At 73.2% G+C, this 23,670-nt stretch carries 20 protein-coding genes; 14 read left to right on the plus strand and 6 right to left on the minus strand.

Going from position 1 to position 23,670, the window contains the following annotated elements; genetic code table 11:
• Nucleotides 1–7: 7 nt before the first annotated feature.
• Genes ACK8OX_RS07880 through ACK8OX_RS07890 form a run of 3 tightly spaced genes read right to left on the minus strand, consistent with a single transcriptional unit; the run spans nt 8 to nt 2,934 of the window.
• Nucleotides 8–727: a pyridoxine 5'-phosphate synthase gene (locus tag ACK8OX_RS07880; RefSeq protein WP_430663419.1), complete on the minus strand. Its 720-nt coding sequence runs from the start codon at nt 725–727 to the stop codon at nt 8–10.
• A complete protein-coding gene (gene pdxA, locus ACK8OX_RS07885; RefSeq protein ID WP_430663420.1) occupies nt 724–1,710 on the minus strand; it encodes a 4-hydroxythreonine-4-phosphate dehydrogenase PdxA in 987 nt (328 codons plus the stop codon). Before pdxA ends, ACK8OX_RS07880 begins: the two co-directional genes overlap by 4 nt.
• A gap of 24 nt (nt 1,711–1,734) precedes the next feature.
• Entirely contained in the window at nt 1,735–2,934 is a 1,200-nt protein-coding gene (locus ACK8OX_RS07890; protein WP_430663421.1) for an aminotransferase class V-fold PLP-dependent enzyme, read from the minus strand.
• Nucleotides 2,935–2,997: 63 nt separating this feature from the next.
• On the opposite strand from ACK8OX_RS07890, the gene ACK8OX_RS07895 reads away from it, so the two are divergent.
• Entirely contained in the window at nt 2,998–3,837 is an 840-nt protein-coding gene (locus ACK8OX_RS07895) for a tryptophan 2,3-dioxygenase (RefSeq protein WP_430663422.1), read from the plus strand.
• A gap of 41 nt (nt 3,838–3,878) precedes the next feature.
• Here ACK8OX_RS07895 and ACK8OX_RS07900 read toward each other — a convergent pair whose 3' ends face one another.
• Entirely contained in the window at nt 3,879–5,474 is a 1,596-nt protein-coding gene (locus ACK8OX_RS07900; RefSeq protein ID WP_430663423.1) for a carbohydrate-binding domain-containing protein, read from the minus strand.
• A 267-nt stretch (nt 5,475–5,741) separates the two neighbouring features.
• Here ACK8OX_RS07900 and ACK8OX_RS07905 point away from each other — a divergent pair, with 267 nt between their 5' ends.
• Together ACK8OX_RS07905 and ACK8OX_RS07910 are read left to right on the plus strand one after the other, a co-directional pair.
• Entirely contained in the window at nt 5,742–6,491 is a 750-nt protein-coding gene (locus tag ACK8OX_RS07905) for a sulfite exporter TauE/SafE family protein (protein WP_430663424.1), read from the plus strand.
• 81 nt (nt 6,492–6,572) lie between these two features.
• The gene (locus ACK8OX_RS07910) at nt 6,573–9,164 is read left to right on the plus strand and encodes a calcium-binding protein (RefSeq protein ID WP_430663425.1); all 2,592 of its coding nucleotides are present in this window, start codon (nt 6,573–6,575) and stop codon (nt 9,162–9,164) included.
• A gap of 15 nt (nt 9,165–9,179) precedes the next feature.
• Here ACK8OX_RS07910 and ACK8OX_RS07915 read toward each other — a convergent pair whose 3' ends face one another.
• Nucleotides 9,180–9,959, minus strand: coding sequence for a DUF2189 domain-containing protein (locus tag ACK8OX_RS07915; RefSeq protein WP_430663426.1), 780 nt, complete (start codon nt 9,957–9,959; stop codon nt 9,180–9,182).
• 330 nt (nt 9,960–10,289) lie between these two features.
• On the opposite strand from ACK8OX_RS07915, the gene ccoN reads away from it, so the two are divergent.
• From ccoN to ACK8OX_RS07960, 9 genes are read left to right on the plus strand one after another with little or no spacing between them, the layout of a single operon-like run.
• The gene (gene ccoN, locus ACK8OX_RS07920; RefSeq protein ID WP_430663427.1) at nt 10,290–11,726 is read left to right on the plus strand and encodes a cytochrome-c oxidase, cbb3-type subunit I; all 1,437 of its coding nucleotides are present in this window, start codon (nt 10,290–10,292) and stop codon (nt 11,724–11,726) included.
• Between the two features lie 13 nt (nt 11,727–11,739).
• The gene (gene ccoO / locus ACK8OX_RS07925) at nt 11,740–12,468 is read left to right on the plus strand and encodes a cytochrome-c oxidase, cbb3-type subunit II (RefSeq protein ID WP_430663428.1); all 729 of its coding nucleotides are present in this window, start codon (nt 11,740–11,742) and stop codon (nt 12,466–12,468) included.
• Between the two features lie 11 nt (nt 12,469–12,479).
• Nucleotides 12,480–12,662 carry a cbb3-type cytochrome oxidase subunit 3 gene (locus ACK8OX_RS07930; RefSeq protein ID WP_430663429.1) on the plus strand — a complete coding sequence of 61 codons (183 nt, stop codon included), beginning with the start codon at nt 12,480–12,482 and terminating at the stop codon, nt 12,660–12,662.
• A gap of 13 nt (nt 12,663–12,675) precedes the next feature.
• Nucleotides 12,676–13,548 carry a cytochrome-c oxidase, cbb3-type subunit III gene (gene ccoP, locus ACK8OX_RS07935; protein ID WP_430663430.1) on the plus strand — a complete coding sequence of 291 codons (873 nt, stop codon included), beginning with the start codon at nt 12,676–12,678 and terminating at the stop codon, nt 13,546–13,548.
• A 37-nt stretch (nt 13,549–13,585) separates the two neighbouring features.
• Nucleotides 13,586–15,085, plus strand: a complete 1,500-nt coding sequence (gene ccoG / locus ACK8OX_RS07940; RefSeq protein ID WP_430663431.1) for a cytochrome c oxidase accessory protein CcoG — start codon at nt 13,586–13,588, stop codon at nt 15,083–15,085.
• Nucleotide 15,086: 1 nt separating this feature from the next.
• Nucleotides 15,087–15,599, plus strand: a complete 513-nt coding sequence (locus ACK8OX_RS07945; RefSeq protein WP_430663432.1) for a FixH family protein — start codon at nt 15,087–15,089, stop codon at nt 15,597–15,599.
• Nucleotides 15,596–17,965, plus strand: a complete 2,370-nt coding sequence (locus ACK8OX_RS07950) for a heavy metal translocating P-type ATPase (RefSeq protein ID WP_430663433.1) — start codon at nt 15,596–15,598, stop codon at nt 17,963–17,965. Before ACK8OX_RS07945 ends, ACK8OX_RS07950 begins: the two co-directional genes overlap by 4 nt.
• A complete protein-coding gene (gene ccoS / locus ACK8OX_RS07955) occupies nt 17,962–18,123 on the plus strand; it encodes a cbb3-type cytochrome oxidase assembly protein CcoS (RefSeq protein WP_430663434.1) in 162 nt (53 codons plus the stop codon). The genes ACK8OX_RS07950 and ccoS overlap by 4 nt, the downstream gene beginning before the upstream one ends.
• A complete protein-coding gene (locus ACK8OX_RS07960; RefSeq protein ID WP_430663435.1) occupies nt 18,120–18,296 on the plus strand; it encodes a hypothetical protein in 177 nt (58 codons plus the stop codon). Before ccoS ends, ACK8OX_RS07960 begins: the two co-directional genes overlap by 4 nt.
• Before the next feature lie 201 nt (nt 18,297–18,497).
• On the opposite strand, the gene ACK8OX_RS07965 is transcribed toward ACK8OX_RS07960, so the two are convergent.
• Entirely contained in the window at nt 18,498–18,953 is a 456-nt protein-coding gene (locus ACK8OX_RS07965) for an Lrp/AsnC family transcriptional regulator (protein ID WP_430663436.1), read from the minus strand.
• 109 nt (nt 18,954–19,062) lie between these two features.
• On the opposite strand from ACK8OX_RS07965, the gene ACK8OX_RS07970 reads away from it, so the two are divergent.
• Together ACK8OX_RS07970 and ACK8OX_RS07975 are read left to right on the plus strand one after the other, a co-directional pair.
• Nucleotides 19,063–22,467: an indolepyruvate ferredoxin oxidoreductase family protein gene (locus tag ACK8OX_RS07970; protein WP_430663437.1), complete on the plus strand. Its 3,405-nt coding sequence runs from the start codon at nt 19,063–19,065 to the stop codon at nt 22,465–22,467.
• A gap of 40 nt (nt 22,468–22,507) precedes the next feature.
• Nucleotides 22,508–23,665, plus strand: a complete 1,158-nt coding sequence (locus ACK8OX_RS07975; RefSeq protein WP_430663438.1) for an acyl-CoA dehydrogenase family protein — start codon at nt 22,508–22,510, stop codon at nt 23,663–23,665.
• Nucleotides 23,666–23,670 lie beyond the last annotated feature (5 nt).

A 23,670-nucleotide genomic window follows, 5' to 3' on the forward strand; every position in this document is an offset into this window, starting at 1 on the left:
CGCCGCGCTACCCCCTGACCTCCGCGATCAGCGTCTTCATCCGCCGCACCGCGCCCGGCAGCCCCTCGAACACCGCCTGGCCGACCAGGAAATGGCCGATCGACACCTCGTCGACCTCGGGGATGCGGGCGATGTCCTGGATGGTGTCGTAGGCGAGGCCGTGGCCGGCATGGCAGGCGAGCCCGTTCGCCGCCGCGGCGCGCGCGCCGTCCCGCAGGCGGGCGAGATGGGCGGGACGGTCGGCCGGCGCCGCATCGGCGAAGGCGCCGGTGTGCAGCTCGACCGCGCGCGCGCCGAGCCGCGCCGCGGCCTCGATCTGGCGGGGATCGGCCTCGACGAAGATGGAGGTGCGGATGCCGGCGGCGTTGCAGCGCGCCACCGCCTCGGCCAGGAATGGGCCGGCGCGCGTCACGTCGAGCCCGCCCTCGGTGGTCAGTTCCGCCCGCTTCTCCGGCACGATGCAGCAATCGGCGGGGCGCAGGCGTTCGGCGATGGCCACCATCTCCGCGGTCGCCGCCATCTCGAAGTTCAGCGGCGCGGCGATGGCGGCGCGCACGCGTTCCACATCGGCGTCGCGCACATGGCGCCGGTCCTCGCGCAGATGCATGGTGATGCCGTCGGCGCCCGCCTCCAGCACCGCCAGCGCGGCGGCGAGCGGGTCGGGGTGCGACCCGCCGCGGGCGTTCCGCAGCGTCGCGACATGGTCGATGTTGATGGACAGCCTCATCCGGTGGTCCCCTTCGCGCGCGATGCCGCGATTTCCGCCGCCATCCGCAGGGCGGCGACCAGGCTGCCCGGGTCGGCGCGGTCCTGCCCGGCGATGTCGAGAGCGGTGCCGTGGTCCGGGCTGGTGCGCACGATGGACAGCCCGAGAGTGACGTTCACGCCGCCATCCATGTCGATCGTCTTGATCGGGATCAGCGCCTGGTCGTGGTACATGCCGAGCGCGCAGTCATATCCCGCCCGCGCGCGCGGCGTGAACAGCGTGTCCGCCGGCAGCGGGCCGCGCGCGTCGATGCCCGCGGCGCGCAGCCGCGCGACGGCGGGGGCGACGACCTCGATGTCCTCGCGCCCCATCGTGCCGTCCTCCCCCGCATGCGGGTTCAGTCCGGCGAGGACGAGGCGCGGGCGGGGAAGGCCGAAATCCTCGCGCAGCGCCGCCGCAACCAGCATCCCGTGCTCCACGATCATGGCCGTGGTCAGTCGGGCGATGGCGTCCCGCAGCGACAGGTGGACGGTGACCGGCACGACCCGCAGCCCGGGGCAGGCCAGCATCATCACCGGCGTCTGCCCGGTGCCCGCCAGCTCGCCCAGGAACTCGGTATGGCCGGGATGCGGGAAGCCCGCGGCGGCGAGGACGGATTTCTGGATCGGGTTGGTCACCACCGCCCCGGCGCGGCCCGATTTGGCGAAGCCGACCGCCTGCTCGATGGAGGCGATGACGGCGGGCGCGTTGGCGGCATCGGGCCGTCCGGGCAGGGCGGGCGCGGCAAGGCGCAGCGGCAGCACCGGCAGCGCGCGCGGGAAGGCGGCAGCCGCATCCTCGGGTGCGGCGATCACGGCATGGGGCACGCCGCGGATCAGCGCCGGATCGCCGAGGAAGAAGAAGGGCACCGCGCCCGCGCGCGTGGCGGCCCAGGCCTTGGCCGCGATCTCCCCGCCGATGCCGGCGGGCTCGCCCATGGTGAGCGCGAGGGGAAGGGATGGCATGCGGACTTCGTGCCCCCGGCCGGGTCATCCCCGCAAGCGGGGGAGGGGGCGCGCGGCGGCGTCGGCATCCACCTGGCGTTGCAGGCCACGCAGCCGCGCCAGCAGGGCGTCCACCTCCTCCGCGGTCTGGTAGATCCCGAAGCCGAAGCGCAGGCGCGTGCCGCGGCGGTCGGTGACGATGCGCGCCGCCTCCAGCCGCGCCTGCCATGCGCCGGCATCGGCCAGGTCGAAGGTCAGGAAGTTGCCGCGGCGCGGTTCGTCCAGCGGCACCACCAGTTGCGACGCGTCCAGCCCCGTCCCCTCCAGCCCCGCGGCGAAGCGGCGTTGCAGCGCATGGGCGTGGGCGTGGATCGCCGCCGCCGTCAGGCCCTGGGCGCGGACCCAGCGCAGCGCGGCCCGCAGGCGATACAGGCCCGAAGGGTCGAAGGTCGCGCCCATGAAGCGCCAGCCATCATCGGCGTAGCCGACCTCGCGCCCGGTGGCCGCCAGCGCGCCGAAGGCGGCGTACCAGCCGGTGGCGCGCGGACGCGGCAGCCAGCCGGGCGGGCAGTGCAGGAAGCAGCATCCCTCGCCCGCCATCGCGTATTTGTAGCCGCCCGCGGTGTAGAAGGCGCGCGCCGCGAGCCGCGAGAGGTCGACCGGGCGCGCCATGAAGGCGTGGTAGCCGTCGAGGACCAGCACCGCCTCGCCGGCCGCCCCGGCCAGCGCCTCCAGCCCCGTCAGGGCGAAGCCGGATGAGAACAGCACCTCGCTCACCCAGACCAGGTCGAAACCGCCGCGCGCCGCCGCGACCAGGCGCTCGAGGCAGGTGGCATGCGGCGCGGCCGGCACGCGGGTCACCTGCACCAGCCCTTCCTCCTCCAGGCGGGCAAGCTGGCGGGTGAGGCTGTGGAACTCGGCATCCGTCGCCAGTACGCGGGGCGGGCGGCCCACGGGCAGGGATGAGAGGATGCGGAGCAGGAAGTCATGCGTGCTGGGGGCGAAGACCAGGGTGGCGGGGTCGGGCAGGCGAAGCTCGGCCGCCACCAGGGCACGGCAGTCGGCCAGCACCGGGCCCAGCACCTCCTCCCATTTCGCGTCCTGCAGTCGCGCGGCGGTGTCCCAGGCCTCGACCTGCGCGTCTCGGGTGGCGTCGGGCCAGGGGTGGTGGCTGTGCGCGGCGAAGTGCAGCCGCCCCGGCTCGGCGGCGAGGAATCGGGAGAAATGCGGGCGGAGGTCGAGCATGGCCTGTCGCATGTGGCGTCGGGCCGCCGCCGCACCAGATAGGAGGGGGCGGAGGATGTCCCGATGGACGACAGGGCGGATGGCGCGGCACCGGGGGGGATCGAGACCGACTTCTCCCGCCGGATGAGCTATGGCGACTACCTGGGCCTCGATGCCCTTCTCGCGGCGCAGAAGCCGCTGTCGGGGCAGCATGACGAGATGCTGTTCATCGTCATCCACCAGGTCCAGGAACTGTGGATGAAGCTGATGGCGCATGAGATGGCGCTGGCCATGGAGTGCCTGCGCGCCGACGACCTGCGCCCCGCCTTCAAGGCCACCGCCCGCATCGGCCGCATCCAGAAGCAGATGGTCGAGGCGTGGGAGGTGCTGACCACCATGACCCCGCATGACTACCTGGCCTTCCGCCCCAGCCTCGGCAGTTCCTCGGGCTTCCAGTCCTGGCAGTACCGGCTGCTGGAGATCCGCATGGGCGCGCGGGACGCCTTCCTGCTGAAGCCGCACCGCCACCGCGCCGACATCGCGGCGCTGCTGGACGAGGCCTTCCGCGCGCCTGGCATCTATGACGAGGCGCTGCGCCTGCTGGCGCGGCGCGGCCTGGCGGTGCCCGCGCATGTGCTGGAGCGGGACGTGACGCAGCCCCACGCGCCCGACCCCGGCGTGGAGGCCGCCTGGGCCGAGGTCTACCGCGACGCGGAGCGGCACTTCGACCTCTACGAGCTGGCCGAGGAGCTGGTGGACCTGGAGGACGCCTTCCGCACCTGGCGCTTCCGCCACCTGAGCACGGTGGAGCGCATCATCGGCGGCCGCCCGGGGACGGGCGGCAGCGCAGGCGTGGGCTATCTTCGCGGCGTGCTGGAGAAGCACTTCTTCCCGGAGCTCTGGACGGTCCGGGGCAGGCTGTGAGGGATGGGGCCGGGCGGCGCGCCGCCCGGCCCCCTTCGGCGTCAGAAGATGCCGTCGGCCTGGTACATCCGCACGTTGTCGAGGCTGATGGTCACCTGCCCCGGCGTGCTGCCGTCCGGCGCGCCGCCCATCCAGGTGTCGGCGTCGCTGCCGACGAAGCCCATGGCGCCGAAGCCGTGCGGCACGTCCGGGATTTCCGCCGGATCGGTCCAGTGCGCCATCACCTGGCCGTCCACCTCGATGGTCAGGCTGTCCGGCAGCCAGGTCACCTCGTAGTGGTGCCATTCCGAGGCGTCGTAGGTCGAGGAGCGGATGGAGTCGAAGTAGTGCTCCCCGTTCGGGCCCTCGTAGTGGGTCGAGAACATGTTCTCGCTGAACGGGGTCTCGAGGATGTCGATCTCCCCGTCGCGCGGCCAGTTGTCGCTCGACGGCCAGGTGAGGATGGCGGTCATCGTGCCCTGGTGGTCGGGGACCTTCGCGTCGAACTCGATCTTCCCGTAGGTGATCGTGTGCCCGGCGGTGAAGGAGTTGAAGCCCCCCGCGGTCCAGTTGCCGTCATCCTGCTGCGTGATGGTCACCTGCATCTCGCCGTCGCGCACCGCCACGTCGTCGGCGTTCCAGGTGAAGGCGCCGTTCCAATAGACGCTGCCGTGGTAGGGGTTGCCCCAGGTGGCGGTGGAGTAGCCGTCCGAGAAGTCGTCGGCGAGGACGAGGGTGTAGCCGTCCGGCGTCGCGCCGCCGGTCGGGGGCGTGCCGCCGCCCGTGCTGCCGCCCGCATCTCCCGGGGGCTGCCCGGCATCGACCTCGCCGCCATCCGCTTCGCCGCCGTCGGCGGGGGGCGCGCCGGCGGTCAGCGTAGCGCTCCCCTCGGTCCAGAGCGTGCGGGCCGCGCCGGCGATGGCCTCGCCGTTGTAGCTGGCGCTGTCGATGTGGAGGTTGCGGTCGGTGTCGGCCGTGCCGCCCCAGCCGTCGTTCAAGAAGGCCACGCTGACCTTCGTATCGGCGCCCCAGTCGCCGCGCAGGGTGACGGTGTCGCTGCCGTCGCCGTGCTGCGTGACGGCGGTGAGGACGCCGCCGACCTGCTCGCCATTCACCTGCACGGTGAACTGCGCGTCGCCCTGCCAGGATTCGCCGCTGACCTTCAGCACCAGCTCGTCGGCGCCCTGCGCCGGCGGGGCCGTGCCGCCATCGGCCGGGGGCGTGCCGGCGGTCAGCGTGACGCTCTCCTCGGTCCAGAGCGTGCGGGCCGCGCCGGCGATGGCCTCGCCATTGTAGCTGGCGGCGTCGATGTGGAGGTTGCGGTCGGTGTCGGCCGTGCCGCCCCAGCCGTCGTTCAAGAAGGCCACGCTGACCTTCGCATCGGCGCCCCAGTCGCCGCGCAGGGTGACGGTGTCGCTGCCGTCGCCGTGCTGCGTGACGGCGGTGAGGACGCCGCCGACCTGCTCGCCATTCACATGCACGGTGAACTGCGCGTCGCCCTGCCAGGATTCGCCGCTGACCTTCAGCACCAGCTCGTCGGCGCCCTGGCCGATTTCCGTGGCGTGGCCGGCAGCGGCCGAATTGTTGCTGTCCTGCACCGACGAAGCGCGCAGGGTCTCGGGCAGGGCGGTGAGCCCCGTGCTGGCGGCCTGGGTCATTCCTGATCCTCGATGTCGCGTCCGAGCGGGGGTCGGATCGCAGCGGTTGCCGGTGTGCCCCTTGGGGCGATCCCCTCCATATCCGCGTTCAAAGCGTATACAGTATTCCTACCTAGGGTTTCATTGACCGCCCCGTCAACCCTAAATTTCACGGTTCCGTGATCGCACAACCTTTGCGGGTTGTGCGGCCCGTGGGCGGCGCCGAGGCGTGCCGGCGGTTGATGCACCGCAAGGACGACGCTGGCCTTCCCCTGTAGGAAGGCTCCGATGCTCGCGAACTGCCTTCACGACCTGACCGCGATCGGGCCCGGCGGCCTGCCGGCGGTGGCGCTTGCCCTGTTCCTGGCGGGGCTGGCGGGTGGGCTGACCCATTGCGCCGGGATGTGCGCGCCCTTCGTCATCGCCCAGTCCGGCGCGCTGGCGGACCACGCGGCGGGGGGCGGGATGCTGGCGCGGCTCTCGGGCGCGGCGCTGCTGCCGTACCATGCCGGGCGGATGATCGGCTATTCGCTGCTCGGCGCGCTCGCGGGCGGCACGGCGGGGCTGGTGACGGGACTGTCGGGCATGCGCTTCCTGTTGGCGGCGCTGCTGGCCGCGGCGGCGCTGCTGATGCTGGTGCAGGCCTCCACCCGGCTGCCGGCGTCCTGGCGGGCATGGCTGCCGCGGATGCCGGTCCGGCTTCCGGCACCAGGCGCGGCGCTTGGGCGGCGGATGGCGCCGCTGCTGGCCTCGCCGACCGGGGGGCGGGGCGTGATGCTCGGCCTGATGCTGTCGGCCCTGCCCTGCGGGTTGCTCTATGCCGCGCTGGCCGGGGCGGCGGCGACCGGCAGCGCGCTGGCTGGCGCCATCGCCATGGCCGCCTTCGTGGTCGGCACCGTCCCGGCGCTGGTCGGGGTCGCGCTGCTCGGCCGGCTGTTCCTGCGCCGCGCGGGGCAGGGGTTGCAGCTTGCCGCCGCGGCGCTCTTCGCGCTGAACGGCGTGGTGCTGGCGGGCATGGCGTGGAACCTGGCGCTGTGACGGCCTGTCCGGCCCTGTCGTAACCAGCGGGAAACCGGCGCTGCCCTAACCCTGGCCGGTCACCAGGACGGGACGCGGCCGATGTCCGGCACCGCGCCGGCATCGGTCACGGGCATCGTGCCGGCGACGATCTTCGAAGATGCGCGGCCGGGCGACTGGGTGGCGGAACTGCGCCCGTCCCCCGGCGTGGTCGAGGTTGCGCTGACCGGCCCCGACGCGGCGCGCTTCGTCGCCACCCTGTCCGCCGGCATCGTCCTCATCACCCCCGCCGAGGCCTTCGATGCCGAACGCCTCGGCCCCGCCATCTTCCGCTTCGGCCTGGCGGCCCGCACCGCGGCGGGCTGGCAGGACCTGCCCGGCGGCTACGAGGTCGCGCTCCTCGGCATCGACGACACGCCGCCTCAGGCGCTGCGCTTCGCCCTTGGCGGCAGCGTGGCTGCGAACGACGTCGGTGGCGTCGTCGGGACGCTGCTGGCCGAGGACCCGGACACCGACGGGCCGCTCGACTACGCCGTCGCCTGGCCGGACGCGGCCTTCTTCGAGATCATCGGCGCCACGCTGAAGCTGCGCCCCGGGGTCGACCTGCTGGCCCTGGCCGGCACGCAGCGCGACGTGCTGGTCGAGGTGTCGGACGGCCTCAACACGGCCGCCTTCACGCTCGCCATCGCGGTCCTGCCCCCCGCCGCGCGCGACGTGCCGCCGCAGGACGGCACGCTGGAGGCCGACACCATGCAGGGCGGCGCGGGCGCGGACTGGCTGCTCGGCCATGGCGGCGCCGACCTCCTCCAGGGGTTCGACGGGGCCGATACGCTGGAAGGCGGGGCGGCGGGGGACGCGCTGGATGGCGGCGCGGGCGCCGACCTGCTGCGGGGCGGCGCGGAGGGCGACCTGCTGGTCGGCGGCACCGGCGCCGACCTGCTGGCGGGCGGGGAGGGCAACGACACCCTCCGCGCCGGCGCCGATGCCGACACCCTGCTGGGCGAGGCGGGAGCCGATTTCCTCGATGGCGGCAACGGCGCCGACAGCCTCGATGCCGGCGAGGGGACGGACCGGCTGTTCGGCGCCGGCGGCACCGACACGCTGCGCGGCGCCGCGGGCGCCGACACGCTGGACGGCGGCACGGAAGCCGACCTGCTGGATGGCGGCCCCGGCGACGACTGGCTGACGGGCGGCGACGCCGGGGACTGGCTTTCGGGCGGCGCCGGCGCTGACACGCTGGAAGGCGGCGCCGGCGCGGACACGCTGGCCGGCGGCCCCGGCGACGACAGCTACATCCACGAGGACGCGGCCGACCTGGTGGTGGAACTGCCGGGGGAGGGCCTCGACGAACTCGTCGTCACGCTGTCCTTCACCATCCCGGCCGGGTTCGAGCGGCTGCGCCTGCGGGACGGCGCGGGCGCCATCTCCGCCACCGGCGGCGCGCTGGCCGACCTGCTGGCCGGCAACGACGCCGCCAACCTGCTGCTGGGCCTCGCCGGGGACGACACGCTCGACGGCGCCGCTGCCGGCGACACCATGCGGGGCGGCGAGGGCGCGGACCGGCTGCTGGGCGGTGCCGGCGCCGACCTGGTCGAGGGCGAGGCAGGCGCCGACACGCTGGAGGGGGGAACGGACGCGGACACGCTGGCGGGCGACGAGGGGGCGGACCTGGTGCTTGGCGGCGCGGGGGCGGACCGGCTGGAAGGCGGCGCGGAGGCCGACACGCTGGAAGGCGGCGCGGAGGACGACACGCTGGCGGGTGCATCGCAATCCGACCTCCTCTCGGGCGGGGAGGGCGCGGACCTGCTGGCGGGCGGGGAGGGGGCGGACCTGCTGTCCGGCGGGGGGGGCGCGGACCGGCTGGCCGGCGAGGCCGGGGACGACCTGCTGTTCGGGGGCGCGGAGGCCGACACCCTGGCGGGCGGGGATGGGCGGGACACCGCCTGGAGCGGCGAGGGCGCGGACCTGCTGGATGGCGGCGCGGGCGAGGACCTGCTGCTGGGCGGGGCGGGCGCGGACACGCTGCTCGGCGGTGCAGGGGACCGGCTGGATGGCGGCGAGGGTGACGACCTTCTCCGCGCGGGTGCCGGGGGCGGGGTGGAACTGCGCGGCGGCGCCGGGGCCGATACGCTCGACGCGACCGGGGACGGGGGCGCCGCGGCATGGCTGTCCGGGGGCGAGGGGGATGACCTGCACCTGGTCGATTCGCCGCGCGACCTGGTGCTGGAGGAACCCGGCGGCGGCGCCGACACGGTGCGGGCTCTGATCCCCGGCGGCGGATACGCGCTGCCGGCGGAGGTGGAGACGCTGGTCCTGCTCGGCGCCACCGCCTGGGGCACCGGCAATGCGGGCGCCAACCGCATCGCCGGCAGCGACGGTCCCAACCTGCTGCGCGGGGGCGCGGGCGCGGATACGCTGGAAGGCGGCGGCGGCGACGACACGCTGCTCGGCGGGGCGGGCGCGGACCTGTTCGTGGTGGGCGTGGGGCAGGGGCGGGACGTGCTGCGCGACTTCGCGCCGGGCGAGGACCGGCTGCTGCTGTCGCGCACCGGCCATGCGGATGCCGCGGCGGTCAATGCGGCGCTGGAGGTCGCGGCCTGGGGGGCCTGGCTGCCGCTGCCGGGGGGCATGGGTCTGGCGATCGAACGGCCCGGGCTGGTGGCGTTCCGCCCGGGCGACCTGCTGTTCGGCTGACGCGGCGCGCGGACGCTACCGCACCAGGTCCCGGTAGGCATGCCAGGTGGCATGCCCCACCAGCGGCAGCACGAGCGCGAGGCCGAGGAAGAACGGCACCAGCGCCATCGCGGTGAAGACCACGATCAGCCCGGCCCAGAAGGCCATGGCGCGCCAGTTCTCCGCCGTCGCCTTCATCGACACCATCACCGCCTCCATCGCGGTGATGTCGCGGTCCACCAGCATCGGGATCGACACGGCGGAGACGGCGAAGGCGGCGGTGGCGAGCACGAAGCCGATCCCGGTGCCGATGACCAGGAAGGGCAGCAGGTGGTCCGACCGCAGCAGCGCGGTCGGCAGCGTCTCGATCGCCGGGCTGAAGCCGAGGCCGAAGAACACCGCGAAAAGCAGCCCCGCCATCCGCACCCAGAACAGGTGGATGATGGTCAGCAGCGCCCCCATCAGCGCAAGCTGCGGCCCGTTGCGGCGGAACGCGGCGAAGGCCGCCGGCAGGGAGGCGTCCTCGCCCCTCTCGCGCCTGCGGCTGGTCTCGTAGATGCCGGCGCCGAGCAGGGGGGCGATCAGGAAGAAGCCCGCCGTCGCCGGCAGCACGGCCCAGGCGGCGCCCATCTGGAGCAGCATGATCACCACCACCCAGCCCGCCGCGACGACCGCCGCGCCGTAGAAAAAGCCGACATGCGGCGCGGCCATCAGGTCGCGCCAGCCGGCGGCGAGCCATGTCCAGGGGCGGTCGGGGGCGACGTGGTGGATGCGCACCGCCGCGGGGGCGGGTGCCGGGATCGCGTCGATGTTCATTCTCGGTCCCTCCTGGGGAACTTTCCCCGCTTGCGCGCAGCCTACAGCAGGACGGCGTCCGGCAGGAAGTTGACGCGTTGGGAGGGTCCCTGGACCCGACTGCGGACCGCCGCCGCGGCCGTTCCGGTCCGCCCCCGGAGCGTTCGTGCTGCGGTGCACGCGGACTTGATCCGCATCAAGGACGCGCGGCCCGGCCCCGTGTTCTCTGCGCCCCTGACGCCTGGTCGGTCCGCGACCTGTGCGTGCGCAGGGGAGACCGACCCAATGGCTCATGTCGGCACTACCGCGGACCTGGCTCCTGCAGCCAGCGTCACGCGGTCAGAGCCTTATGTGGAGGCGCCGATCCGCGCCTTCGCGATCGCGACCGTCTTCTGGGGCGTCGCGGGATTCCTGGTGGGCGTGCTGATCGCCTCGCAGCTGGCCTGGCCGCTGCTGAACCTCGACCTCGAATGGACCACCTTCGGGCGGCTCCGCCCGGTGCACACCAGCGCCGTGATCTTCGCCTTCGGCGGCAACGCGCTGCTCTGCACCAGCCTCTACGTCGTGCAGCGCACCTGCCGCGCGCGGCTGTTCGGCGGCGAGCCGATGGGGTGGTTCCTGTTCTGGGGCTACCAGTTCTTCATCGTCACCGCCGCGCTCGGCTACGTCATGGGCGTGACCCAGGGGAAGGAATACGCCGAGCCGGAGTGGTACGTGGACCTGTTCCTGACGGTCCTGTGGGTCCACTACCTGGTGGCCTTCGGCGGCACGCTGCTGCGGCGCGAGGAGCCGCACATCTACGTGGCGAACTGGTTCTACCTGGCCTTCATCGTCACGGTCGCGATGCTGCACATCGGCAACAACCTGGCGCTGCCCGTCGACTGGTCGGGCAAGAGCTACGGCGCGGCGTCGGGCGTGCAGGACGCCATGATCCAGTGGTGGTACGGCCACAACGCGGTGGGCTTCTTCCTGACCGCCGGCTTCCTCGGCATGATGTACTACTTCATCCCGAAGCAGGCGGAACGGCCGGTCTATTCCTACCGGCTGTCGATCGTGCACTTCTGGTCGCTGATCTTCCTCTACATCTGGGCCGGCCCGCACCACCTGCACTACACCGCCCTGCCGGACTGGGCGCAGACGCTGGGCATGGTCTTCTCGATCATGCTGTGGATGCCGTCCTGGGGCGGCATGATCAACGGCCTGATGACGCTGTCGGGCGCGTGGGACAAGCTGCGCACCAATCCCGGCCTCCGCTTCTCGGTCACCGCAGTCGGCTTCTACGCCATGGCCACCTTCGAGGGGCCGGTGATGTCCATCAAGGCGGTGAACGCGCTGAGCCACTACACCGACTGGACGATCGGCCACGTGCATTCCGGCGCGCTGGGCTGGAACGGCTTCGTGACCTTCGGCGCGCTGTACTGGCTGTTCCCGAAGCTGTGGGGCAAGAAGGCGCTGTATTCCGAGCGGCTGTGCTCCTGGCACTTCTGGGTCGCGACGCTGGGCATCGTGCTCTACATCACCGCGATGTGGGTGTCGGGCATCCTGCAGGGCCTGATGTGGCGCGCCTATGACGAGCTGGGCTTCCTCCAGTACTCGTTCATCGAGACGGTCGCCGCGATGCACCCCTACTACGTCATCCGCACCCTCGGTGGCCTGCTCTACCTGAGCGGCGCGCTGATCATGGTCTACAACCTCTGGATGACCGTGACCCGCGGCGAGAACGAGGAGGTCGCGGCCCAGCCCGCGCCCGCCCCGATCGGCGCCCCCGTCCCGGCACCGGCCGAATAAGGGAGGCCGCACCATGCGTCGGTTCACCCACGCCATCATCGAGAAGAACCTGATCCTGATGGGCGTGCTCACGCTCATCACGGTCTCCATCGGCGGGCTCGCGCAGATCGTGCCGCTGTTCACGGTGGACAGCACGATCGAGCGCGTGCAGGGCATCCGTCCCTACACGCCGCTCGAACTCGCGGGCCGCGACATCTACGTCCGCGAGGGCTGCTACACCTGCCACAGCCAGATGGTGCGGCCGTTCCGCGACGAGCTGGAGCGCTACGGCCACTACAGCCTGGCCGCGGAGAGCATGTACGACCATCCCTTCCAGTGGGGCTCGAAGCGCACGGGGCCGGACCTCGCGCGCGTCGGCGGCCGCTATTCGGACGCCTGGCAGGCGGCGCATCTGCGCAGCCCGCGCGCGGTGGTGCCGGAAAGCGTCATGCCGCCCTACGCCTTCCTCGACCGGCCGCTCGACTACTCCGGCATCGCGGGCAACCTGCGCGCGCTGCGCGCGGTGGGCGTGCCCTACACGGACGAGATGATCGCCAATGCCCGCGCCGACCTCGAGGCGCAGGCGATGCCGGACCGCGACGGCAGCGCCTTCCAGGGCCGCTATGCCCGCGCCCGCCAGTCCGCCTTCGATGGCGAGGGCGGCGCGGTCACCGAGATGGACGCGCTGGTGGCCTATCTCCAGATGCTCGGCACGCTCGTGCAGTTCCGCGACGTGACGCCCGAGCAGCTGCGGCAGCAGTGAGGGGGGAAGCCATGCACGCCCTCGCCTCGCTCCAGTCGCTGTTCTCCACCCTGTGGGTGGTCTGGTTCTTCGTCCTCTTCACCGGGATCATCCTCTACGTGATGGCCCCGCGGCGGAAGGGCACCTACGAGCGGGCGGGCGACATCCCGTTCCGCGACGAGGACGCCGCCCCCTCCGCCCGCAAGCGCTCCTGAGGAGTGGCATCCGATGCCGACCAAGATCGAGAAGGATGCCCTGACGGGCACCGACACCACCGGCCATGAGTGGGACGGGCTGAAGGAGCTGAACACGCCTCTCCCGCGGTGGTGGCTCTATGTGATGTACGCGACCATCGCCTTCGCCGCGGTGTGGGTCGTGCTCTACCCCGCCTTCCCCTTCAAGGGCGCCACCGGCACCACCGGCTGGGTCGCGCGCGAGGCGGTGGTGGGCGACGTGGCCGAGGCGAATGCCCGCATGGCCCCGATGATGAACCGCATCCGCGAGGCGACGCCGCAGCAGATCGCGGCCAACCCGGAGATGCGGGCCTTCGCCATGGCCGGCGGGCGCATCGCCTTCGCCAACAACTGCGCCGCCTGCCACGGCGCGGGCGGGCAGGGCGCGCCGGGCGGCTTCCCGAGCCTGGCGGACGACGACTGGATCTGGGGCGGCACGCATGACGCGATCCGCGCCACCATCACCCACGGCATCCGCGCGGGCGAGAGCGACGAGGAGCGGACGAGCATCATGCCGCGCTTCGTGGCCGACGGCGTGCTGACCGTGGCGCAGGTGTCGGACGTGACCGAATACGTCCTCGGCCTCGGCGGCCGTTCCACCGACGCCGCCGCACGCGGCCGCGGCGAGGCGCTGTTCGCCGAGAACTGCGCGAGCTGCCACGGCGAACGCGGCGAGGGCAACCGCGACGTCGGCGCCCCTCGCCTCGGCGACCGCGTGTGGCTGAACGGATCGGAGAAGGCGGAGATCGTCCGCTTCATCGGCAACCCGCGGCTCGGCGTCATGCCGGCCTGGGGGCCGCGCCTCGACCAGGCGACGATCAACATGCTCACCGTCTACGTCCACGCGCTGGGCGGCGGCGAGAACTGAGCCGAACCGACCGCGAGCAGGGCACGAGCATCCCCCCATGACGTCGATCCCGGCCAAGGACCATCTGAAGCCGACCGGCGCGGCCCCCGGGCCCGACCAGCCGCTCTACGCCACCCGCCAGAAGGTCTATCCGAAGGCGGTCTCCGGCGCGGTGCGGCGGGCGAAATGGACGGTGCTCGCGCTCTGCCTCGCGGCGTACTACCTCGTGCCCTGGCTGCGGTGGGACCGCGGCCCGAACGCGCCGGGCCAGGCCGTCATCGTCGACATGGAAGCCGGCCGGCTGCACTTCTTCTTCTTCGAGATCTGGCCGCAGGAGGTCTACTACCTCACCGGCCTGCTGATCCTCGGCGCGCTCGCGCTGTTCGCCGCCACCTCGCTCTTCGGCCGCGTCTGGTGCGGCTTCGCCTGCCCGCAGACGGTCTGGACCGACCTGTTCATGTGGGTGGAGCGCCTGATCCAGGGCGACCGGAACGAGCGCATGCGCCTCGACAAGGGGCCCTGGACCGCCGAGAAGTGGCGCAAGAAGGTGCTGACGCACGGCGCCTGGCTGCTGATCTCGGCCGCCACCGGCGGTGCCTGGATCATGTATTTCAACGACGCGCCGACGGTCACGCGCGACCTGCTGACCGGGCAGGCGAGCCTCAACGTCTATTTCTTCTTCGGCCTCTTCACCGCATCCACCTACCTCCTCGCCGGCTGGGCGAGGGAGCAGGTCTGCACCTACATGTGCCCCTGGCCGCGCTTCCAGGCGGCGATGCTGGACGAGAACTCCCTCGTCGTCTCCTACCGCGACTGGCGCGGCGAGCCGCGCGGCAAGGCCAAGGCCGAGGGCGTGGGCGACTGCGTGGACTGCCGCGCCTGCGTGAATGTCTGCCCCACCGGGATCGACATCCGCGACGGGCAGCAGCTGGAATGCATCGGCTGCGGGCTCTGCATCGACGCCTGCGACGACATCATGAAGAAGCTCGGCCGCCCCACCGGCCTGATCGCCTTCGAGACGCTGACCAACCTCGCCGCATCCACCGCCGCGACGCGGGCGATGCCCGTCTCCCCCGCGCGCTGCGCGAAGGGGATGGAGGTGCGGCGGGTGCCGAAGCTCATCCGGCCGCGCACCCTGCTCTATGCCGGCATGCTGTCCGTGGTGGTCGCCATCATGCTCGGCGCCTGGATGCTGCGGCAGACGGTGACGCTGTCGGTCATCCGGGACCGCGCGCCCCTGTTCGTCACGCTGTCCGACGGCGGCGTGCGCAACGCCTACACGCTGAAGATCGCCAACAAGCTGCGCGAGGCGCCGGAGCTCACCCTCGTCGTCGAGAGCCCCGCCCCCCTGCAGCTGAACGTGCAGGAGGCCGAGGCCATCGGCCCGAACCGCGTGCGCGTGACCACGCGCGCCGACGGCATCACCCAGTGGCGTGCCCTGCTGACGCTGCCCGCGGGCGAGCCGACGCGGGAGAGCACGCCCGTCACCTTCCGCCTGCTGGATGGCCGCGGCCGCACGGTCGAAAGCCACGGCAGCGTCTTCCTGGGGCCGCAATGACATGAGCGACACCGTCCTCCGCGCCGGCCGACCCGCGCCCGACCACGATCCGCGCCGCAGCAGGTGGATCCCCTGGGCCTTCGTCGGCGGCATGCTCCTCGTCGTCGCGGTCAACGTGATGCTGGTGTATTTCGCGCTGTCCACCTTCACCGGCGTGACCGTCGGCCAGTCCTACGACCGGGGCCGCACCTACAACAACGTCATCGCCGAGGCCGCGCGGCAGGATGCGCTGGGCTGGCGCGCGCAGGTCGCGCTGGACGGCGCGGTGCTGTCCGTCGCCGTCGCCGACCGCGAGGGCCTTCCCGCCCAGGGCCGGATCGAGGGCGTGATGCTGCGCCCGCTCGACGGCACGACGCTGCCGCTGGACTTCGCCGCCGCCGGCGCGGGCCGCTTCATCGCCGCCGCCCAGCCGCCGATGGCCGGCCAGTGGGAGGCCCGCCTGGTCCTGCACGGACAGGACGGCGCGCGCTTCGACATCCGGGAGCGGATCTTCGTGCGGGAGGCCGCGAGGTGACCATCGCCGCCCCCCTGACGCCCGAGGGATTCGCGCCCGGCCAGGCCGGCCTGTCGCGCGCGCATTGCGCCCATTGCGGCAGCGGGCTCGCGCCCGGGCAGGGGGAGTTCTGCTGCAACGGCTGCGCCGGCGCGCATGCGCTGGTGCGGGGCCTCGGGCTCGACAGCTTCTATCGCCGGAACGAGACGGCGGCCGGCACGCTGCGCCCGCCGGAGGCGCCGCCCGCGGCCGATTTCGCCGCCCTCGCGCAGGCGGGGCCGGGCGGCACGCAGACGCTGGAGCTGATCGTCTCCGGCCTCACCTGCGGCGCCTGCGTGTGGCTGGTGGAACAGGCGCTGGCGGCCGAGCCGGACGTGGTGAAGGCGCGCGCGAGCCTGTCCACCCGCCGCCTGTCGATCGCCTGGCGGGGCGAGGCGTCCCGCGGGCGGGACCTGGCGGCGCTCGTCGCGCGGCTCGGCTTCCGCGTTGCGCCCTGGTCGCCGGCCTGCCTCCGCGCGACGGAGGATGCGGAAGGCCGCGCGCTGGTGCGCGCGCTCGGCATCGCGGCCTTCGGGTCGATGAACGTCATGCTCGTCTCCGTCGCGGTCTGGGTGGGCGGCGACATGGACGCCTCCACGCGGCACCTGATGCACTGGCTGGCGGCGCTGATCGGACTGCCGACTGTGCTGGTGGCGGGGATGCCCTTCTACCGCTCCGCCTGGGAGGCGATCCGGGCGGGGCGGGTCAACATGGACCTCGCCGTCTCGATCGGCGTCATCGCGACCACGCTGATGTCGGTCAGCGAGACGATGCGCAACGGCGACTACACCTGGTTCGACGGCGCGACCGCGCTGCTGGCGCTGCTGCTGGCCGGGCGCGTGCTGGACCGCGCGATGCGCCGCAAGGCCCGGCAGGCGGTGGCGGAGCTGCTGGCCCTGCAGGAGGGCAGCGTGGCGCTGCGCCTGCCGGACGGCACCACCCGCCAGGTCCCGGCCGAGAGCGTGCGGGCGGGCGACCTCGTGATGGTCTCCGCCGGCGAGAGGCTCGGCCTCGACGGCGTGGCGGCGGAGCCGGTGCTGCTCGACACCTCCGCGACCACCGGCGAATCCCTCCCGCGCGAGATGGCGCGGGGCGAGCCGCTGCCGGCGGGCGCGGTGAACATGGGCCAGCCCTTCGTCCTGACGGTGACGGCGGCGGCGCGGGACGGCTCGCTCGCGCAGCTCGCGCGGCTGCTGGAGAGGGCCGAGCAGGGGCGCGGGCGCTTCGTCTCGGTTGCCGACCGGGCGGCGCGGCTCTACGTGCCGGTGGTGCATGCGGTGGCGGCGGCCACCTTCCTCGGCTGGTGGCTCGGCGTCGGGGTTTCCTGGCAGGCGGCGCTGGTGCCGGCGGTGGCGGCGCTGATCGTCACCTGCCCCTGCGGGCTCGCCATCGCGGTGCCTGCGGTGCAGGTCGCGGCGGTCGGCGCGCTGTTCCGCCGCGGCGTTCTCGTCGCCTCGCCGACCGCGCTGGAGCGGCTCGCCACCGCGGACCATGCCGTGCTCGACAAGACCGGCACCATCTCCGAAGGCCGGCCGGAGTTGCTGGCCGATGACGCGGTGGACCCCGCCGTGCTGCGGGACGCGGCCGGCATGGCGCGCGCCAGCCGCCACCCGCTGGCGCAGGCGCTGGTGCGCGCCTGTCCGGACGCCCCGGCGCTGGACGGCGTGCGGGAAGTGCCCGGCCGCGGCCTGGTGCGCGGCAGCCGGCGCCTGGGCAGCCCCGCCTTCTGCGGCGTGCCGGACCGCGAGCATTCCGGCATGACGCTGATCCACTGCGTGGCCGGCGAGGAGCCGGTGACCTTCCGCTTCGCCGACCGCCTGCGCGGAGATGCGGGGGAGGCGGTGGCGCAGCTGCATGCGCTCGGCCTCGGGACCGAGCTCCTGTCGGGCGACGGGCCGGGCGCGGTGGAGGCCGCGGCGGCGGCGACCGGCATCGGCCCCTGGCAGGCCCATGCCACGCCCGCCGACAAGGCCCACCGGATCGAGACGCTGCGCGAGGCGGGGGCCCGGCCGCTGATGGTCGGCGACGGCATCAACGACACGGCGGCGCTGGCGCTGGCGCATGTCTCGGTCAGCCCCGCCAACGGCACCGACGTGGCGCAGGCCGCCTCCGACATCGTGCTGCGGGGGGAGGGGCTGTCGGCCCTGCCGGCCGCGATCCGCGTGGCGCGCAGGGCGCAGCGGCTGGCTTTGCAGAACATCGCCTTCAGCCTGGCCTATAATGTGGTGGCGGTGCCGATGGCGGTGCTGGGCTTCGTGACGCCGCTGATCGCGTCGGTCGTGATGGCCAGCAGCTCCATCATCGTCATCCTGAACGCGCTCCGCGCGGGGAAGGAGACTGCCGCATGAACATCCTCGTCTTCCTGGTGCCGGCCGCCCTGTTCCTGGGGCTTCTCGGCCTGGCCCTGTTCCTCTGGACGCTGCGCAACCGCCAGTACGACGACCTCGACGGCGCGGCGTCCCGCATCCTGTTCGACGACCTCCCGCGGAAGGACCCCACGAGATGACCTATTTCCTCGCGCTCTCCGGCCTCATGGCGCTGATCGGCCTGACCATCGCCGCCGCGGCGACCACCGGCCCCTTCACGGCCTTCGGCTTCGCGCTGTTCGCCTTCGGCGTGCTGTTCGGCTTCTTCCTGATCAAGCGCCACTTCGACGAGAAGGACGCGGCGCAGCACTGATACTGGCCGGCGTGAATGCTGACACATTCACGCCCCTCAGACGCCGGGCGGGCCGCATCCGCGTCCCCCGGCTTCGCCGCAGATGCGGCGGCCGCCATCCGGCGGCTCGGCGGGCTTCGCCCGCCGCCATCGGATCACCTTCAACGCCGGCCGGTATGACACGCGCGGCGACCTGGCGGCGCGCGGGGCGCGCCGCCCGCCTCATTCCGGCACCGGCGACAATTCCCGCTTGAGGCAGCGCAGCGCGAAGCTGGTGCGGGTGTGCCGCACGCCCGGCAGGCGGTACAGGCGGTCCCGCAGCAGGCGCTCGTACCCCGCCGTGCCGCCGACCGCGGCCTTGATGACGTAGTCGTATTCGCCGGTGACGAGGTGGCATTCCAGCACCTCGGGGATGGCCAGCACCGTCGCCTCGAACCGGCGCAGGCTGTCCTCGTCGTGGCGCTCCATCATCACCTCGATGAAGACCGTGTCCGGCAGGCCGAGCGCGGCCTGGTCCAGCAGCGCGGCATAGCCCTTGATGATGCCGGCCGCTTCCAGCCGGCGCACCCGCGTCCAGCAGGGGGAGGGCGAGAGGCCGACCTGTTCCGCGAGTTCGGCATTGGTCAGCCGGCCGTCGCGGGCCAGTGCGCGCAGGATCTTCCGGTCGATCGCGTCCATCGCGGAAGCTCTTTCCATTTCTTCGGCGCTGCACAACAGACTACGGAAGCACCCGCTTGCGCAACCGGCGCATCCTTCCCATGGTCAGGATGCAAGCCGGGAGTCGTCCATGGGCAGCCTTCAGCGCCCCGAAGCCAGCCTCGAGGATCGTTGGGACGCGGCGGGGGAGCCGGTGGTGCTGACCGGCATCCAGGCGCTGGTGCGCCTGCCGCTGCTGCAACGCCAGCTCGATGCCGCCCGGGGCTGGAACACGGCGGGCTACATCAGCGGCTATCGCGGCTCCCCGCTCGGCGGCTACGACAAGGAGCTGGAGAAGCAGGCGGCGCGGCTGGCGGCAGCGGGCATCGTCTTCAACCCCGGCCTGAACGAGGACCTGGCCGCCACCGCGGTCTGGGGCACGCAGCAGCTGCACCTGTCGCCGGGCGCGCGGCATGAAGGCGTGTTCGGCATGTGGTACGGCAAGGGCCCGGGGGTGGACCGCAGCGGCGACGTGCTGCGCCACGCCAATTCCGCCGGCACCTCGCCCCGCGGGGGCGTGCTGGCACTGTCCGGCGACGACCCCGCGGCCAAGTCCTCCACCGTCACCTCGGGCTGCGAGTTCACCTTCCAGGACCTCGAGATCCCGATGCTGGATCCGGCGGATGTCGCGGAGGTGCTGGAATTCGGGCTGAAGGGCATCGCGCTGTCGCGCCATGCCGGCACCTGGGTCGGCATGAAATGCGTGGCCGAGACGATGGATGCGGGCGCGACCTTGCGGGTGGACCCCGCGCGCTACGCCACGCAGCCCCCGCCGGGCCCGGACCTGCCGCCTGACGGGCTGCACCTGCGCGTTCCCGACACGGCGCAGGCGCAGGAGAGGCGGCTGCGCCTGTTCAAGCTGCCCGCCGCGGTCGCCTTCGCGCGCGCCAACGGGCTCGACCGCATGGTGGTGGACGGCCCGGCCGCCCGCTTCGGCATCGTGGTGCGCGGCAAGGCCTTCGCCACGCTGCGCCAGGTGCTGGCCGATGCCGGGATCACGCCCGAGGCGGCGCGGGCGGGCGGGCTGCGGATCTGGAAGGTCGGGCTGGCCTGGCCGCTGGATGCCGAGGCCGCGCGCGCCTTCGCCCAGGGGCTGGAGGAGGTGCTGGTCATCGAGGACCGGCGCGCCTTCCTGGAGCCGCAGCTGAAGGACGCGCTCTACCCGCTTCCCGACCGCCCGCGCGTCACCGGCAAGCGCGACGAACGCGGCGCGCCGCTGCTGTCGGAACTGACGGAGCTGGACGCCGCGCAGGTCACCCGCGCGCTGGCGATGCGCCTGCCCGCCGCCCTGCGGACCGAGGCGCTGGCCGCCCGCCTGCGCGAGATCGAGGCGCTGGAGCGCGCGGCGGCGGAGCCGCTGGCCGCGCGCGATCCCTTCTTCTGCCCCGGCTGCCCCCACAACACCTCGACGCGCCTGCCCGAGGGCTCGCGCGGATTGGCCGGCATCGGCTGCCACTGGCTCGTCACCAAGATGCCGGAGCGGGACTCGCTTCCCTTCACCCAGATGGGCGGGGAAGGCGTGCCCTGGCTCGGCGTCGCGCCCTTCACGGACGAGCGGCACATCTTCGCCAATATCGGCGACGGCACCTGGGCGCACAGCGGGTCGCTGGCGCTGCGCGCGGCGGTGGCGGCGAAGGCGAACATCACCTTCAAGGTGCTGGTGAATTCCGCCGTCGCCATGACCGGCGGGCAGCATGTGGAATCCGACATCACCGTGCCGAAGGCGGCCGCCCAGGCGCGGGCCGAGGGCGTGCAGCGAATCGCGGTGGTGGGCGACGACGAGGATCGCCACCGCGGCGACCCGATGATCCCGCCCGGCACCACCTTCCACCACCGCAGCGCGCTCGACGCGGTTCAGCGGGAGCTGCGGGAGGTGCCGGGCGTGTCCTTGCTGGTCTACGACCAGGAATGCGCGACGGAACGCCGCCGCAAGCGCAAGCGCGGCACGGCGGCGAAGGCGGAACGCCGGGCGGTGATCAACCCGCGCGTCTGCGAGGATTGCGGCGAATGCTCCCGCACCTCCAACTGCATCGCGGTGGAGCCGCTGGCCACGCCCTGGGGCCGCAAGCGCCGGATCGACCAGTCCGCCTGCAACCAGGACCTGTCCTGCGTGCAGGGCTTCTGCCCGTCCTTCGTCACGCTCGTCGGCGCCGAGCCGGCGAAGCCGAAGCCGGCGACACCGATGGCCGGCGCGCTGCCCGATCCCGCCCTGCCGGAGCCGCCGGACGGCGTGGCGTGGAACGTGCTGGTGGCCGGCGTCGGCGGGCAGGGTGTCACCGCGCTCGGCGCCATCCTCGCGATGGCGGCGCATCTGGATGGCCGGCCGTCGAAATCGGTCGATACGCTGGGCTTCGCGCAGAAGGGCGGCGGCGTGCATGTCCAGCTCCGCATCGGCCGCCCCGGCGCGGGGGAGGACAGCATCCCCGCGCCCCGCATCGGGGCGGGGCAGGCGGACCTGCTGATCGCCTCCGACATGGTGGTGGCGCATGGCCGCGCGGCGCGGCCGCTGCTGGGGCCCGCGCGCAGCGTCGCCATCGTCAATGCCGCGATGGCGCCGACCGCCGCCTTCGTGCGGGACACGGGCACGCGCTACGACACGGCCGGGATGCTCGACAGCCTGCGCGCGGCGACGCGGGAGGCGCATGTGCTCGACGCCGCGGCCGAGGTGGTGGCGGCGCTCGGCGATGCCATCTTCCTCAACATCTGGCTGCTCGGCCTCGCCTTCCAGCGCGGGCTGGTGCCGGTGACGGCGGCGGCGATCGAACGCGCCATCGCGCTGAACGGCGCGCAGGTGGAGCGCAACCTGGCGGCCTTCGCTCTCGGCCGCCGCGCCGCGCTGGGGGACCGGCCGCCGCCGCCGCGGGAGGAGACGGTGGAGGAGATCGTCGCCCGCTGCGCCGCCGACCTCACGCAGTACCAGGACGCCCGCTATGCGGCGCGCTACCGGGACTTCGTGGCGAAGGTCCGCGCTGCCGAGAATGCGGCCCTGCCGGGCGAGGCGCGGCTGTCCCGCGCGGTCGCGGTGCAGCTGCACCGGCTGATGGCCTTCAAGGACGAATACGAGGTGGCGCGGCTGCATGCGTCGCCCGAATGGCACGCCCAGCTTGCCCGCGACTTCGCCGGCGCGCCGCGGGTGGAGATGAACCTGGCGCCGCCGATCCTCTCGCGCCCCGATCCCGCGACGGGGCTGCCGCGCAAGCGCCGCTTCGGGCCCTGGATGCTGCGGGCCATGGGGCTGCTGCGCCACGGCAAGGTGCTGCGGTTCACGCCGCTCGATCCCTTCGGGCGCACGGAGGAGCGGCGGATGGAACGCGCGCTGGTCGAGGAGTATCGGGCGGCGATCGAGGGGTTCCTGCCGCGCCTGTCGCCCGCCACCCATGGCGCGGTCTGCGACTGGGCGGAGGCCGCGGCCGGCATCAAGGGCTTCGGCCCGGTGAAGGCGCGCAACCTCGCGGCCACGCGCGCGCGGTGGCGGGAGGTCGAGGCACGGCTATAGTCGGCGCGGAGGGACGCCTCCCGCCCCGAGGAAACGACCCATGCCGCTCGACGACGCCGCCATCTTCGACCTGCCGGACGCGACGCGCGACCTGCGCGAGACCGCCCTGGCCTTCGCGCGGGACCGCCTGGCGCCGCATGCGCTGGACTGGGACCGGGACCGCCACTTCCCGGTGGACGTGATGCGCGAGGCCGCGTCGCTCGGCATGGCCGCGCTCTACGTGCGGGAGGGGTCGGGTGGCGCGGGGCTCACCCGGCTCGACGCCGCGGTGGTGTTCGAGGCGCTGGCGACGGGCTGCCCGACGGTGTCCGCCTTCCTGTCCATCCACAACATGGTCGCCTGGATGATCGACCGCTTCGGCAGCGACGCGCAGCGCGCGGAATGGCTGCCGCAGCTCGTCGGCATGGACCGGATCGCGAGCTACGCGCTGACCGAGCCGGGGGCGGGCAGCGATGCCGCCGCGCTGGCCACGCGCGCGGTGCGGGACAACGAGGGCTACGTGCTGAACGGCACGAAGCAGTTCATCAGCGGCGCGGGTGTCTCCGACCTCTACCTCACGATGGTCCGCACCGGCGGGGCGGGGGCGGGCGGCGTCTCCGCGCTGCTGGTGCCCAAGGACACGCCCGGCCTGTCCTTCGGCGCCAATGAGCGGAAGATGGGCTGGAACGCGCAGCCCACGCGCCAGGTGGTCTTCGAGGACGCGCGCGTGCCGGCGGCGGCGCTGCTGGGCGAGGAGGGGCAGGGCTTCCGCTTCGCGATGGCGGGGCTGGATGGCGGGCGGCTCAACATCGGCGCCTGCTCGCTCGGCGGCGCGCAGCGCGCGCTGGAGATCGCGCTGGCCTATGTGCAGGAACGGCGCGCCTTCGGGCAGGAGGTCGCGCGCTTCCAGGCCACCCAGTTCCGCCTGGCCGACATGGCGACGGAGCTGGAAGCCGCGCGCACGCTGCTGTGGCGCGCCTGCGCGAAGCTGGATGCCGGGGCGCCGGACGCGACGGCCTTCTGCGCCATGGCCAAGCGCCTGGCCACCGACACCGGCTTCAAGGTGGCGGACGAGGCGCTGCAGCTGCTCGGCGGCTACGGCTACCTGGCGGAATACGGGGTGGAGAAGATCGTCCGCGACCTCCGCGTCCACCGCATCCTGGAAGGCACCAACGAGATCATGCGCCTGATCGTGGCGCGCGGCATGCTGGGGCGGTAGCCGGC

This window comes from Falsiroseomonas sp. CW058, assembly GCF_050563535.1.
Lineage (GTDB): Bacteria > Pseudomonadota > Alphaproteobacteria > Acetobacterales > Acetobacteraceae > Falsiroseomonas.